Origin of the sequence: Burkholderia sp. Ac-20384, from assembly GCF_017104605.1 — a bacterium.
Taxonomy (GTDB): Bacteria; Pseudomonadota; Gammaproteobacteria; order Burkholderiales; family Burkholderiaceae; genus Burkholderia; species Burkholderia lata.
This window is the reverse complement of record NZ_JAAGPE010000056.1, coordinates 30477-45175: the sequence shown is the minus strand read 5'-3', so window position 1 is coordinate 45175 and position 14699 is coordinate 30477. Positions and strand designations below refer to the sequence as shown.

11 protein-coding genes and 1 riboswitch are annotated in these 14699 nt (G+C 67.2%); of the genes, 7 read left to right on the top strand and 4 right to left on the bottom strand.

All coding sequences use genetic code 11. The features are described from left to right. Both G3O00_RS43930 and G3O00_RS13680 read left to right on the top strand, forming a co-directional pair. On the top strand, window positions 1-1749 hold a 1749-nt coding region (locus G3O00_RS43930; RefSeq protein ID WP_206143264.1), incomplete at its 5' end, for an amino acid ABC transporter permease/ATP-binding protein. Between the two features lie 34 nt (window positions 1750-1783). Next, window positions 1784-2719 carry an ABC transporter substrate-binding protein gene (locus G3O00_RS13680; RefSeq protein ID WP_206143263.1) on the top strand — a complete coding sequence of 312 codons (936 nt, stop codon included), beginning with the start codon at window positions 1784-1786 and terminating at the stop codon, window positions 2717-2719. 48 nt (window positions 2720-2767) lie between these two features. Here G3O00_RS13680 and G3O00_RS13675 read toward each other — a convergent pair whose 3' ends face one another. From G3O00_RS13675 to G3O00_RS13665, 3 genes are all read right to left on the bottom strand, one after another. After that, the gene (locus G3O00_RS13675) at window positions 2768-3328 is read right to left on the bottom strand and encodes a hypothetical protein (RefSeq protein WP_174929395.1); all 561 of its coding nucleotides are present in this window, start codon (window positions 3326-3328) and stop codon (window positions 2768-2770) included. A 186-nt stretch (window positions 3329-3514) separates the two neighbouring features. Next, the gene (locus tag G3O00_RS13670; RefSeq protein WP_206143262.1) at window positions 3515-4609 is read right to left on the bottom strand and encodes an LLM class flavin-dependent oxidoreductase; all 1095 of its coding nucleotides are present in this window, start codon (window positions 4607-4609) and stop codon (window positions 3515-3517) included. A gap of 52 nt (window positions 4610-4661) precedes the next feature. Beyond that, window positions 4662-5627, bottom strand: a complete 966-nt coding sequence (locus G3O00_RS13665; protein ID WP_206143261.1) for an ABC transporter substrate-binding protein — start codon at window positions 5625-5627, stop codon at window positions 4662-4664. Window positions 5628-5927: 300 nt separating this feature from the next. On the opposite strand from G3O00_RS13665, the gene G3O00_RS13660 reads away from it, so the two are divergent. Beyond that, on the top strand, window positions 5928-6845 hold the full coding sequence (locus G3O00_RS13660) for an alpha/beta hydrolase (protein WP_206143260.1): 918 nt from the start codon (window positions 5928-5930) through the stop codon (window positions 6843-6845). Further along, a complete protein-coding gene (locus tag G3O00_RS13655; RefSeq protein WP_206143259.1) occupies window positions 6842-7273 on the top strand; it encodes a MarR family transcriptional regulator in 432 nt (143 codons plus the stop codon). Before G3O00_RS13660 ends, G3O00_RS13655 begins: the two co-directional genes overlap by 4 nt. Before the next feature lie 104 nt (window positions 7274-7377). Here G3O00_RS13655 and G3O00_RS13650 read toward each other — a convergent pair whose 3' ends face one another. Beyond that, the gene (locus tag G3O00_RS13650; protein WP_011355128.1) at window positions 7378-7887 is read right to left on the bottom strand and encodes a 6,7-dimethyl-8-ribityllumazine synthase; all 510 of its coding nucleotides are present in this window, start codon (window positions 7885-7887) and stop codon (window positions 7378-7380) included. 66 nt (window positions 7888-7953) lie between these two features. Further along, window positions 7954-8110, bottom strand: a riboswitch (FMN riboswitch). Window positions 8111-8477: 367 nt separating this feature from the next. Here G3O00_RS13650 and G3O00_RS13645 point away from each other — a divergent pair. The 3 genes from G3O00_RS13645 (at window position 8478) to otsA (ending at window position 14694) form a co-directional block, all read left to right on the top strand. Further along, window positions 8478-10556, top strand: a complete 2079-nt coding sequence (locus G3O00_RS13645) for a TonB-dependent receptor (RefSeq protein WP_206143258.1) — start codon at window positions 8478-8480, stop codon at window positions 10554-10556. A 468-nt stretch (window positions 10557-11024) separates the two neighbouring features. Continuing rightward, window positions 11025-12644, top strand: a complete 1620-nt coding sequence (locus G3O00_RS13640; RefSeq protein ID WP_206143257.1) for a methyl-accepting chemotaxis protein — start codon at window positions 11025-11027, stop codon at window positions 12642-12644. Window positions 12645-13287: 643 nt separating this feature from the next. Further along, on the top strand, window positions 13288-14694 hold the full coding sequence (otsA, locus tag G3O00_RS13635; RefSeq protein ID WP_011355125.1) for an alpha,alpha-trehalose-phosphate synthase (UDP-forming): 1407 nt from the start codon (window positions 13288-13290) through the stop codon (window positions 14692-14694). Window positions 14695-14699: the final 5 nt, after the last annotated feature.

The following is a 14699-nucleotide window of genomic DNA, read 5'->3' as shown; positions in this document are numbered from 1 at the left end:
TCTTCCCCCGGCGCGCGCGACGCCGGCACGCGTTTCCGGATCGTGCCCGCGCGCCACCGGTCGCGCACGGCCGGCACCGTGCTCGCCGTCGCGCTGATCGCGATCGTTCTGCATTCGATTCTCGGCAACCCGCAATGGGGCTGGCCGGTGTTCGCCGAATGGTTCCTGTCGCCGCCGGTGCTGTCGGGGCTCGCGCGCACGCTGGTGCTGACGCTGCTCGGCGCGGTGTCCGGCCTCGTGCTCGGCGCGTTCGTCGCGCTGGCCCGGCTGTCGCGGTCGCGGCTGCTGTCGGCGAGCGCGTGGACGTTCGTGTGGCTGTTCCGCTCGATTCCGCTGATCGTGCTGCTGCTGATCCTGAACAACCTCGGCTACCTGTACGAGCACGTGCGGCTCGGCGTGCCGTTCACCGACATCGTGTGGTTAGACACGCCGACGACCGACCTGATCAGCCCGTTCCTCGCGGCCGTGCTCGGCCTCACGCTGCACCATGCGGCGTTTTCCGCGGAGGTGATCCGGGGCGGCATTCTCGCGGTCGACCAGGGCCAGCTCGAAGCGGCCGCCGCGCTCGGGCTGCCGCGCGGCCGCCAGACCACGCGGATCGTGCTGCCGCAGGCGATGCGCGCGATCCTGCCGACCGCGTTCAACGACCTGATCATGCTCGCGAAAGGCACGTCGATGGTCTACGTGCTCGCGATGCCGGAGCTGTTCTATACGGTCCAGGTGATCTACCGCCGCAATCTCGAAGTGATTCCGCTGCTGATGGTCGCCACCGTCTGGTACCTGATCATCCTGACCGTGCTGTCGGCCATCCAGGTGCAGGTCGAGCGGCACTATGCGCGCGGGGCGCTGCGCAACCCGCCGCCGTCCGTCATCACGTTCGCGCTGGCGCGCCTCGGCGTGCTGTGGCGGCGTGTCGCGTCCCGTCACACCGCATCGGTCGCGCAGGCTCACGGCGATAGCGACACTGCGACCATCGTCGCGCCGCGCGCCGGTGGCGAAGTGGCCGTGCATGGCGTATCGAAGCAGTTCGGCATGCTGCGCGTGCTCGACAACGTCTCGTTCGTCGCGCCGCGTGGCAGCGTGACCGCGATCATCGGGCCGTCGGGCTCGGGCAAGTCGACGCTGCTGCGCACGATCAACCATCTCGAACGCGTCGACGACGGCTTCATCGACATCGACGGCGAACTGATCGGCTATCGCCGCGACGGCGACGTGCTCTACGAGCTGAAGGAACGCGACGTGCTCTCGCGGCGCACGGCCGTCGGGATGGTGTTCCAGAACTTCAACCTGTTCCCGCACCTGACGGTGCTCGAGAACCTGGTCGAGGCGCCGGTCGTCGTGGGCGGCGTCACGCGCGACGCCGCCGAGCGCATCGCCCGCACGCTGCTCGTGCGTGTCGGTCTCGCGGATAAAGCCGATGCATACCCGCGCCAGTTGTCCGGCGGCCAGCAGCAGCGCGTCGCGATCGCGCGGGCGCTCGCGCTGCGCCCGAAGGTGCTGCTGTTCGACGAGCCGACGTCGGCGCTCGATCCGGAGCTCGTCAACGAGGTGCTCGACGTGATCAAGGAACTCGCGCGTTCGGGCACGACGCTCGTGATCGTCACGCACGAGATCGGCTTCGCGCGCGAAGTCGCCGACAACGTGCTGTTCATGGAGCGCGGGCGCATCGTCGAATCCGGGGCGCCGGCCGTCGTGCTCGACGCGCCGTCGCATCCGCGTACGCGCGCGTTCCTGTCGAGGGTGCTGTGATGCGCGCAGTTCCCGACCTGCGAGGTGCCGCACGATGACCGACCGACGCCAGTTCATGACCGCCGCGCTGGTCGCGGCAGCGGGCACCCTTCCATGGCGCACGGCACATGCAGCCGCCGCGACCGCGGACCTCGATCCGCGCCAGGCTGGCCGCATTCGCGCCACACGCGATGACGCAGCCGTTCATGAGGCAGCGGGCTATCGCTGGGTGCGCGACGGCGCGTTCACGGTCGCGATTTCACCGCACGCGCCGCCCGTGTCGACCTACGCGACCGACGCGCGCACCGTGGTCGGCGCCGATCCCGACTATGCGCAGCTCGTCGCCGACGCACTCGGCCGCACGCTCGTGCTGCTGCCGATCGCGTGGGCCGACTGGCCGCTCGGGCTGACATCCGGCAAGTACGACGCGGTGATCTCGAATGTCGGCGTGACCGAGAAGCGCAAGGAAAAATACGATTTCACGACCTACCGGCTCGGGCTACACGGCTTCTACGTGCGCACCGGCAGCCCGATCGCGAAGATCGCCGGGCCGAAGGACATCGCCGGCCTGCGCATCATCACGGGGGCGGGGACGAGCCAGGAGCGCATCCTGCTCGAGTGGAACAAGCGCAACGTGGCGCAGGGGCTGAAGCCGGCCGAGCTGCTCTACTTCGACGACGATGCGGCGTCGCGCGTCGCGCTGCTGTCGGGCCGCGCCGATGCGGAGCTGAACCCGAACGCGTCGCTCGCATACGAGGCCGCGCGCACGGGCAAGATTCGCCTCGTCGGCGTCGTCAATGCGGGCTGGCCGGCCAATGCCGACGTGGCGATCGCGACGCGGCGCGGCAGCGGGCTCGCGCCCGCGCTGACGCTCGCGACGAACGCGCTGATCGGCAGCGGCCGCTATGGGCAGGCGCTCGCGCGCTGGGGTTTGCAGAGCGAGGCGATCGCGCGTGCGGAGACCAATCCGCCGGGGTTGCCGTCGTTCTGAAGCGCGGCAGCGCGACGCGCCATTCCAGCCACGCTTCGGCAACGCCCGTCACGGGCAGCGCGGCGCGCGAGCCAGCTCCACGTCGGTCGTCGACACCTGCTTGCCGTTCACGTGCAGTTGCCGCAGCTTGGTCTCGAGCCCCCATTTCGCTTCGTAGGGAAACACTTCATAGTCGAGCCCCGGTTGCGGCACGAACGAGCGCGCAGCATGCTCGACGCGCTGGCTGATGGTGGTCGTGCCCACCGCACCCATGTCGATTATCCGCTGTCCGCCGATCTGAAACGTCATCGTGAGCGGCTGGTTCGCCTTGATCACGTACTCGTCGTAGTACTTGTATGCGTCATCCGGCAGCGGCATGCCGATCGTCGTGTTGCCCGCAAGTGCACGCGTAAAACCCGGCACGGCTACATCCATGCCGGGCGGCCCCTTGAGAAACCAGTAGTCGTTCGGCTCGCACGTGGTGTTGAAATAGAAATGGGAAGAGGCGCCCAGATACACCCGAATCCGCGCTTCCGTTGCCGGATCGTACGCGCCACCCCGATTCGCTCCGGTACTCGCACAACCGGCCAGCACCCCGCACGCCAGTAAAACCCCTGCCATCTTTCGCATGACTTGCTTCGCTTCGTTATTCGATTTCTGATTTCGAATCGGATGACGGCGCTACTCGTGCGGCGCCTCACGATCCCGCTCTCGTCGGCCATGGCCCATGGTCCGATGCGCGGATTGTAACCGGTGGCGGTTCGGCCCCGACTCGGGGAGGCGCCATGCCCCGTCGGTCGACAGTCGGCGTCGCGCCTATGCCGGCAGTGCAGCCCCATACCTGTCGAGATTCGCGACCTGCGCATGAATCGCCGGAATCAGGTCCCGCCCGTAATCGAGCGCATCGTCGAGCGGATCGAACCCGCGAATCAGGAACGTCGACACGCCGAGCCGGTAGTACGCACCGAGCGCCCGCGCGACCTGTTCCGGCGTGCCGACCAGCGCGGTCGAATTCCAGCGCGCGCCGGTCAGGTTCGCGACGCCCATCCACAGCCGCTCGTCGAGCACGTCGCCTTGCGCGGCGGCGGCCATCAACCGTTGCGAGCCCGCATTCTGCGGCGCATGGCCGGCGATCGGCTGGCCGTTCGCGAGCCGCGCCGCGCGCACGCGTTCGCGAATCGCCTCGGCCTTCTCCCATGCAGCCGCCTCGGTGTCGGCCACGATCGGCCGGAACGACACGCTGATGCGCGGCGCCCGCCCGAACGGCACGGCGGCAGCCCGCACCCGCGCGACCTGCTCGCGCACCGACGCGAGCGGCTCGCCCCACGTCATGTAGACGTCCGCATGCTCGCCCGCTACCGCCAGTGCGGCCGGTGACGAGCCGCCGAAATAGATCGGCACATGCGGCCGCTGCGCGCCCTTCACGAGCGGCGACGCGCCGCGCAACCGGTAGAACGCGCCATCATGATCGACCGGCGCGTCGGCCTGCCAGATCCGCTTCAACACGTCGAGATATTCGCCGGTGCGGCGGTAGCGCGCATCGTGCGGCACAAAATCGCCGTCGCGCTGCAGGTCCGCATCGTCGCCGCCCGACACGACGTTCAGCGCGAGCCGGCCGCCGCTGAAAACGTCGAGCGTCGCGATCTGCCGCGCGGCGGCCGACGGCACGATCACGCCCGGCCGGTGCGCGAGCAGGATGCGGATGCGTTCGGTCGCGGCGGCCGCGAACGACGCGACGATGAAGCCGTCCGCCGCGTTGCTGAAATGGCCGACCAGGATCTGGTCGAAGCCGGCGGCCTCGTGCGCCTGCGCGAAGCGGCGCACATAGTCGGGCTGGACGGCCGCGCCGCCCGGTACGTCGACCTCCGCGCCGGGTGTCGCGGTGATCATGCCGATGATGTCGACTGGCATGTCGGGGTGTCCTTGTGGTTCTCGATCGGAAATCGTGTCGGGGACGGCCCGCTTACTGCGCGGCGGCCGTCTTCTGCGCAGACGCCGTGAATGCGCCCGCATACGAGCGGTCGAGCAGCTTCGACGTGTCGTACGCCACCGGAATCACGCCGGCCTTGTGCAGGAAGTCGGCCGTGTTCTGCGCATCCTTCGCGGCCGTGTCGTCGACCGGGCCGACGCGCTGCTTCGCGTTGTTGAGCCAGCGATACGCGACGTCGGGTTCGAGCTTCGCGCGCTTCGCCCACAGGTCCGCGTACTCGCGCGGATGGCTGTCGACCCACTGGCGCGCGGCCACCACGCGCCGCAGGAAATCGGTGATCTCGGCGCGCTTGCCGGCGGCGGCCTGCTCGTTCGCGGCAACGAAGCTCAGCGCCGGCATCAGCCCCTGCGCGGTCGTCACGGGCCGCGCACCCTGCCGCAACGCGAGCGTGCTGACGAACGGCTCCCACAGCGACACCGCGTCGACCGAGCCGTTCGCGAACGCGTTGGTCGCATCGATCGGCATCAGGTACGCGTACTTGACCGAGTCCGCGCGCAAGCCTGCGTGTTCAAGCGCGCGCAGCACGAGCTGCTGGCTCCACGCGCCGCGCCATACCGCGATGGTCTTGCCCTGCAGGTCGGCCACGGTGCGCACCGGCGAATCCTTCGGTACGAGAATCGCGACGCCGTCGAGGCTCTGCCGCGACACGGCAACCACCTTCACCGGCGCGCCGCGCGCGGCCAGCGTGAGCAGCGCGGAATCGCCGAGAAAGCCGACGTCGATCGCATTGCCGTTCAGCGATTCGGCAACGGGCGCAGCGGCCTGGAAATGCTTCCACTCGATCGTGTAAGGCAGGTCCTTCAGCACGCCGGACGCCTCCATCGACGCCTGGATGTTGAAGTAATTCTGTTCACCGACGCGCAGCGTGACGGTGTCCTTGGCAATGCCCGGCTGCGCGGCAAGCGCCAGCAAGAGTGCCGTGACGATTCGGCTCAGCAACGTGATCTCCCGGAGGGTTGGCGGGCGGCCGCACGACGGCGGCGCCCCGTGGTCCGCCGTGCACGGCGGCCGGCGGAACGGATGGAACCGGTGACGATACGTCGATCTGCATCATGAAACAAACGCAATATTCTTCTATGCAAAGATGCAAATGTTTTATGAATTGACCGGCGGCGCCGGATGCCGCCCGTCGCGCTCATGGAAACCCGGTTCGAATGAATCCTCGACAGATATTTCGTGCACGAAATAAATCACGGAATATATTTCGCATACGAAATAACTACCCGGACGAGGATGGCCATGACCTCCCAACCCATCGAGTTTTCCGCCGCAGACGGCTACGCGCTGCGCGGCACACTGTGGTCGCCGGACGCCGAGCCGCGCGCGCTGGTGCTGATCCATCCGGCAACGGCCGTGCCGGAGCGGTTGTATGCGGGCTTCGCGCGCTTCCTGACCGAACGCGGCTTCGTAGCGCTTACCTACAACTATCGCGGGATCGGTGCATCTCGCCCCGCGCGCCTGGGCGCACTGAAGGCCCGCATGCGCGACTGGATGGAACTCGACGTGGGCGGCGCAACCGCGTGGGCGCGGCAGGCGTACGAAGGATTGCCGCTGCTGGCGGTCGGGCATAGCGTCGGCGGGCATGCGATCGGGCTGTCGGCCGCGACGCCGCACCTGCGCGCGGCGGTGCTCATCGCCGCGCATGCGGGCAGCACGCGGCTGATCACGCAGGCGGCCGAACGCCTGAAGGTGCGGCTGATCCTGCGCGTGCTCGGCCCGCTGATGTCGGCGCTGCTCGGCTACGTGCCCGGCAAGCGGCTCGGGCTCGGCGAGGACATGCCGGCCGGCGTGTTCCGCGAATGGAGCCGCTGGACGACGCTGCCGCACTATTTCTTCGACGATCCGACACTCGGCGCGGCCGAGCGTTACGCGAAACAGCAGTTGCCGATCCTCGCGCTCGGCTTTGACGACGACCCGTGGGCGAACCCGACTGCGATCGGGCTGCTGGTAAGCTATCTGACCCGCGCGGCGGTCGAACGCCGCCAGATCGATCCGCACACGGCGGGCAGCGGCCCGGTCGGGCACATGGGCTTCTTCCGCAGCCGCCCCGGCACCGTGCTGTGGCCCGACGTGGCCGACTGGCTCGCGCAGGCACTCGACACGCCGCGAGCCGCGGGCCGTCCTTCCCTTTCCATTGCAGCCGGGAACCCAGCTTGAGCGAAGACCGACGACTGTTTTTCATGTTGAACATCGGCCAGCGGCGCGTGCAGCGCTGGATCGACCGCAAGGCGGAAACCGAGACGCGTGCGAGCGCCGCGCAGGCAGGCGCCTTGTTCTGCCTCGCGAAACAGGATGGCGCACTGATCGGCGAAGTCGGCGCCGCGCTGCAGCTTGCACCGTCCGCGATGACGGGGCTCGCCGACCGGATGGCGAAAGCAGGCCTGATCACGCGTCATGCCGATTCGGACGACGGCCGCGCGACGCGGTTATACCTGACCGACGAAGGCCACGCGGCACTCAAGCGTGCGCGCGTGCTGTTGCGCGAACTCAACGGCAAGCTGTGCGACGGGTTTTCCGACGACGAACTCGATGTCGTCGCGCGCTGGCTGCATGCGCTGCAGGAGCGGTTTCCGGTGGAACGCTGAGCGGCGGCGAAGACGCCGTGTCGTCACCGCCTTCCGAGTCACGCCGTACGCGTGATCTCACGTTCCGCGGCGCAAACGACGCAGCGGCACGTACCCGGTCAGGCTCAGGCAGCCTGCGGCAGCGCAGCGGCCACGGATCCCGCCTTCAGCGCCGCGACCTTGCCGATCGTATCGACGCACGCGTGCGCGAGTTCCGCGCCCTTCACGAGGAAGTGCTCGTGGAAAAATCCGACATGCTCGGCCGACCCGTGGAAATGATGCGGCGTCAGCACCGCCGACAGCACCACCACATCGGTTTCGAGCTGCACCTGCATGAGACCGGAAATCACCGCTTGCGCGACGAAGTCGTGGCGATAGATACCGCCATCGACGACCAGGCCGGCGCACGCGATGGCCGCATATTTGCCGGTTTTCGCGAGCAGCTTGGCATGCAGCGGAATTTCAAAAGCGCCTGCCACTTCGAAGAAATCGCAATCCGCCTGGCTCAGGTTCGCATTGACGAGTCCGTCGACGAACGCGTTTCGGCACTGGTCGACGATCTCCTTGTGCCAGCACGACTGGACAAAGGCGATACGCGGAGCGGCAGTGCGGGAGGGGGAAGCAAGTTGGGTCATCGATAGGTCCTGTGTGAGTTGAATGGGCGCACAGGGACAAGCCGCGTACCTTGCGTACGCAACGAACCCCGCTCTCTCTCATCCGGACTGTGACCGTCGGCCCCGGAATCCAACCGGGTCTGCTGACCTTGCCGGGCACATGCGTGCCGGCAAGCGCTCGCGGGCTACGCGCAATCGCGCGATTACCGCCGGTGGGGAATTTCACCCCGCCCTGAGAACGTTCGCGGCACATTGGCCGCGCCGGAAATCTATCACACTCCCGTCGCACGGGTGCTTCGACGTCACCACTCGTTCCGTGCACCGGACGAACCCACGGCCCGCCTTTCCCGCGACCGGCTCGCCGCTCCGGTCGCCTTTTCGCCAATCCGACGGAAACCTTGCGACGACCTGCCATCCGGCTTGGAATTTGAAATGATATAACATATCATTTCGCGTGCTCGTCCGCCTGACGCCGTTCCACTGTGGGTGGCCGAGCCTCGCCGAGCCATGTTCCAACGGGTCACTGCGCGTCGCTGACGCAACAATATATCGTATCCAGCCGTGACTCGCATCGCTCGTTATCCGATCCGATTCCAACCGATTCACCGACCATGCGCGACCTCCCTCGTCTACCGCTTCGCCCGCTCTCGTCCCTTTCGCTGATCCTGTTCGCCGCCGTCGCGCACGCACAGACCGAACCACCCGCCGTGTCCGGCACGCCGCCGACCACTGCGCTCGCCCCGATCTTCGTGACCGCGAACCCGCTCGGCGACAGCGAACTGATCGCGCCGACCGTCCAGCTTTCCGGCGATGCGCTGACGCGCCGCCAGGCCGATTCGCTCGGCGAAACGCTGAACGGGCTGCCCGGCGTGTCGACCACCACCTACGGGCCGATGGTCGGCCGCCCGATCATCCGCGGGATGGATGGCGACCGGATCCGGCTGCTGCAGAACGGCGTCGCGGCCTACGATGCGTCGTCGCTGTCGTACGACCACGCGGTGCCGCAGGACCCGCTGTCGATCGAACGCGTCGAGATCGTGCGCGGCCCGGCTGCGCTGCTGTACGGCGGCAATGCGGTGGGTGGCGTCGTCAACACGATCGACAACCGGATCCCGCGCGAAGCGATCCAGGGCGTGACGGGTGCGCTCGACGCGCGCTACGGCGGCGCGAACTCGGTGCGCGCGGGCGCAGCGCAGGTCGAAGGCGGCAACGGCCGCTTCGCGTTCCACGTCGACGCGTTCGACCGCGAAACGAGCAAGCTGCGGATTCCCGGCTACGCGCGCAGCAGCGCACAACGCGCGATCGACGGCCCCGACACGCCGCAGCCGTACGGCAATGTACCGAACAGCGACGGCCGCGTGCACGGCGGCGCGGTCGGCGCGTCGTACACGTGGGCGGACGGCTTCGCGGGCCTGTCCTACAGCGGCTACGAATCGAACTACGGCTCCGTCGCGGAAAGCGACGTGCGGCTGCGGATGCGCCAGGAACGCCTTGCACTCGCGTCCGAGGTGCGCAACCTCAGCGGCCCGTTCACGAAGCTGAAATTCGACTTCGCGTACACCGACTACCGCCACAAGGAAGTCGACAACGGCGAGACCGCGACCACCTTCCGCAATCGCGGCTACGAGGCGCGCATCGAGGCAACGCATCGCAAGATCGGCCCGTTCGAAGGCGCGATCGGCGTGCAGTTCGGCCAGAACACGTTCTCCGCGCTGGGCGACGAGATGCTCGTGCCGTCCACGCGCACGAACAGCGTCGCGCTGTTCGGCCTCGAGGAATGGCAGGTGGTCCCGGCGCTCAAGCTGAGTCTCGGCGGCCGCTTCGAGCACGTGAAGGTCGATCCCGATCCCGCCGGCGTCGAGAAATTCGCGGGGGCGCAGCCGCGCGAATTCAACGCGGGCAGCCTGTCGGCCGGCGCGCTGTTCTCGCTGACGCCCGTGTGGTCGGTGGCGGCCAACGTCGCGTACACCGAACGCGCGCCGACCTTCTACGAGCTGTATTCGAACGGCCCGCACGATGCGACCGGCCAGTTCCTGATCGGCAACCCGAACGCGTCGAAGGAAAAGGCCGTGTCGACCGACCTGTCGCTGCGCTACGCGAGCGGCCCGAATCGCGGCAGCGTCGGCGTGTTCTACAACCGCTTCTCGAACTACCTGACCGAGTACAACACGGGCCGCGTCGTTGACGACGACGGCGAACCGGTCGCGCCCGGTACCGACGGCTCGCTCAACGAGGCGATCTACCGTGGCGTGCGCGCCGAGTTCTACGGCATCGAGCTGGACGGCAAGTGGCGCGCGTTCGCGCGGCGCGGCCATACCGTCGACCTCGAACTGACGGCCGACTACACGCATGCGCGCAACGTCGACACGGGCCAGCCGCTGCCGCGCATCGCGCCGCTGCGCGCGACGCTCGCAGCCGACTACGGCTACGGCCCGTTCGGCGCGCGCGCGCAAGTCACGCATGCGTGGTCGCAGCATCGCGTGCCCGACAACGACTTCTCGACGGATGGCTACACTTCGCTCGGCGTGATGCTCACCTACAAGTTCCGCGTCGGCCCGACGCACTGGCTCGCGTACCTGCGCGGCGACAACCTGACGAACCAGGAGATCCGCTATTCGACCTCGGTTGTGCGCGGCTTCGCACCGGAAGGCGGCCGCAGCGTGATGGCCGGGTTGCGCACCACGTTCTGACCCTCTCATGGCCCGCGGCACCCGCCGCGGGCCTCGTTCCGGCGCCCCCACTCCGCCGCGAATCTCCGTTTATCGGCCATTACCGCCAATCGCGCGGCACATGCCGACGCCATCGATCGGTTCCCTCCCCAATTAACGCCCCACAAAAATCCTTTTATTCATCCATAAATCGAATCAAATTCATCAGACGATTATTAGCAAAACGACAGTTTTTGTTTCACCCAGGAAAACCGGTTTCAAATTCCACGGATAAACCTTTTAATCACGGGCACGCCGCCGATTCTTGATCAAAATCACGAGCGCCCGCCTGACAACGATTTCAGCGCTAAAAAAACTAATATCAGGGTTTTCGAAGGGTAAAGAATCATCCCGTATACCCGTTAATGCCGGCACGAGCCCGTATCTGGTCGAACAATAATTTCAATTCGCTAACCACACGCACAGAGGCACACTGTGAAAATCGCCAGAATGAGCATCAAAACAAAACTCCTTGGCGGCTTCGGCCTGCTCGCCGCGGTCGTCGTGATCGTGTCGGGCATGGCACTCAAGGCGCTATCCGATACGAACGCCGAGTTTTCCCGCTACATGAACGGCATCAATGCGCGGGCGACCCTTTCCGCGCAAATCCGCACCGCGGTCGACCGGCGCGCGATCGCCGCGCGCAACCTCGTACTCGTGACCAAACCGTCCGACCTCGAGCTCGAACTGGCCGAGGTGAACCAGGCGCACAAGGACGTACAGGACCATCTCGCGAAGCTCAAGGACATGATGGCCAACGCGACCGACACCTCCGATCGCGCGCGCGAACTGGTGGGCGACATCGTGCGCATCGAAGGCAGCTACGGGCCCGTCGCGCTGCGCATCGTCGGCCTCGCGCAGGCCGGCAAGAAAGACGAGGCGACCGCCGACATCGACGACAACTGCCGGCCACTGCTCGCGCAACTGGTGCGCGCCACCGACGCATATGCGACCTATACGCATGAGCGCGAACTCGCGATCGCGCAGCAATTCGCGGATCGCTATGCGATGGAGCGCAACCTGCTGGCCGGCATCTGCCTGATCGCGGTCGCGGTCGCGGTATGCGGCGGCCTGTGGCTGACGCGCAAGATCACGGTGCCGATCGGCTCGGCCGTGGACGTCGCGCGCACGGTCGCGAACGGCGATCTCGGCAGCCGCATCGACGTGAGCGGCAACGACGAGACACGCGATCTGCTCGACGCATTGCGAACGATGAACGAGCGGCTGATCGGCATCGTCGGCCGCGTGCGCGACTCGTCGAACAGCATCGCGCACGCGGTCGGCGAGATCGCGTCGGGCAACCTCGACCTGAGCCAGCGCACCGAAGAACAGGCCGCGTCGCTGCAGGAAACCGCCGCGACGATGGAAGAATTCACGTCGACGGTGCGATTGAACGCGGAGAACGCGCAACAGGCCAGCTCGCTCGCCGCAAACGCATCGGACGTCGCACAGCGCGGCAGCTCGGTGGTCGGCCGCGTGGTCGACACGATGACGGAGATCGGCCACAGCTCGTCGAAGATCGCGGACATCACCGGCATCATCGAAGGCATCGCATTCCAGACCAACATCCTCGCGCTGAACGCGGCCGTCGAAGCGGCACGTGCCGGCGAACAGGGCCGCGGCTTCGCGGTGGTCGCGAGCGAGGTGCGCAGCCTCGCGCAACGTTCGTCGACGGCCGCGAAGGAAATCAAGGAACTGATCTCCGCGTCGGTGCAGACGATCCGCGACGGGTCCGAACTCGCGGGCGAAGCCGGCAAGACGATGTCCGACGTCACGCAGGCCGTTGCGCGCGTGACGGACATCATGGGCGAGATCGCGGCCGCATCAGCCGAGCAGAGCCGCGGCATCGACCAAGTGAACCTGACGATCACGCAGATGGACGAGACGACGCAGCAGAACGCGGCGCTCGTCGAGCAGGCCGCGGCCGCATCGAAGTCGCTCGAGGCGCAGGGCCGCGAGCTGTCCGAAACGGTTGCCGCATTCCGGATGCCGTCCGGCACGCAAGTGGCATCGCCGGGCGCATACGCGCAAGAGCCCGTCGCGCATCACTGGCAACCGGCCGCTGCGTAACCGATACCGCAAGGAGGCGACGATGCGCACGCTGTTCCGCCGTACTGCCTGCGTCACGCGTGCGCGCAGCGCGCGAAGCGCGGCCGCACGCGGCACGCGGTGCGGCTGTGCATCGTCACCGTCCGGCGCGGCAGGTTCGCATGCACGACGTCGCGCCTCGCCGATTCGCGTCGTGCGCTCGCGGCACGCTTACGTGTAGCTCGGTGTAGCTCGCGCATCGGTGCAGCCGCCGCATCGACGGTCGTTTCTACCGACCGGCGCGGCTTCTTGCGCGCGTGACGATGTGCATATCGTCACCCACGATCGCGCGTGATACGCCCGCTTCCGCATCGCATGGCGCACGCTGCTTCTGCAGCGTCGCGCAAGTTTCGATCCCGCCCGTGTATCGCGCGTTGCCACACCGGCGACATGGAGATCGCACTGCATTCGCACGCGCACCGCTCGCCGATGCAGACTTTTAAAACGCACGAATGACGAGTATGCTTAAAAAAGCACTCCCCGTTCGGACGGCGAATCGCGTGCCCTGACTCCCGTCCGATCGCATTGCGGCCCCATCGCTGCGCACACTGCGTGTCGATGGCGGCGTCTGCTTCTCGCGCCACGGCCGCACGAACCTTTCCCCCAACAATCGTCAGGAGAGCTGGTGAGCCGACTCGTCGTCGTATCCAATCGCATTGCAGATCCTCGTAAAGCCGCGGCCGGCGGGCTCGCCGTCGCCGTGAAAGACAGCCTGCAGGAATCCGGCGGTGTCTGGTTCGGCTGGAGCGGGAGGCTGCGCGGCGGCGACGATCAGCCTACGCATGGCGACGAGGTGCAGATCCAGAACGTCGGCGGCATCCAGCTCGCGACGATCGATCTCGACCCGCAGGATTACGACGCGTACTACCTCGGTTATTCGAACAACGTGCTGTGGCCGGTGTTTCACTACCGGCTCGATCTCGCGCAGTTCGACCGCCGCTTCGCCGACGGCTACCGGCGCGTCAACCAGCTGTTCGCGCGCAAGCTGCGCACGCTGCTGCGGCCCGACGACACCATCTGGGTCCACGACTACCAGTTGATTCCGCTCGCCGCCGAGTTGCGCGCGATGGGCTGCACGAATCCGATCGGTTTCTTCCTGCACATCCCGATGCCGCCGCCGCCGATCATGGCCGCGATCCCGGAACACGAATGGCTGATGCGTTCGCTGTTCGCCTACGATCTCGTCGGCTTCCAGACCGAGTCGGATCTGCTCCACTTCGAGCATTACGTCGAAGCGGAAGCCGGCGCTGCACGGCTACCCGACGGCCGCCTGCGCGCGTTCGGCCGCACGCTGTCGGCCGGCGCATTCCCGATCGGCATCAACGTCGACGAGTTCGAATCGCTCGCGCGCGATCGCGACGGCATCGACATGTTCGAGCGGATGCGCGACGAATACTCACGCCGCCAGCTGCTGGTCGGCGTCGACCGGCTCGACTACACGAAGGGATTGCCGCAGCGCGTGCATGCGTTCCGCCAGTTGCTCGAGCAGTATCCGGAGAACCGCAACCGCGCAACGCTGATCCAGATCGCCGCGCCGAGTCGCGAGGATCTCGGCGCGTACGACGACCTGCGGCGCGAGATGGACAGCCTGTGCGGCGCGATCAACGGCGACTACGGTGAGCTCGAGTGGATGCCGATGCGCTACATTCACCGCACCGTCGCGCGCAAGCGCTTGCCGGGCCTTTATCGCGCGAGCCGCGTCGCGCTCGTCACGCCGCTGCGCGACGGGATGAACCTCGTCGCGAAGGAATTCCTCGCCGCGCAGGACGCCGCCGACCCGGGCGTGCTCGTGCTGTCGCGCTTCGCCGGCGCGGCCGAACAGTTGAAGTCGGCGCTGCTCGTCAATCCGTACGACACGCAAGGCACCGCGCAGGCGATCCAGCGCGCGCTCGCGATGCCGCTCGAAGAACGCCGCCAGCGTCACGCGGCGTTGATGGCGATCGTGCGCAAGACCGACGTGCACTGGTGGCGCACGCGCTTTCTCGACGCGCTCGCGGAAGCCGCCGAAGTCGCGGCCGCGACCGAATCCTGACGCGC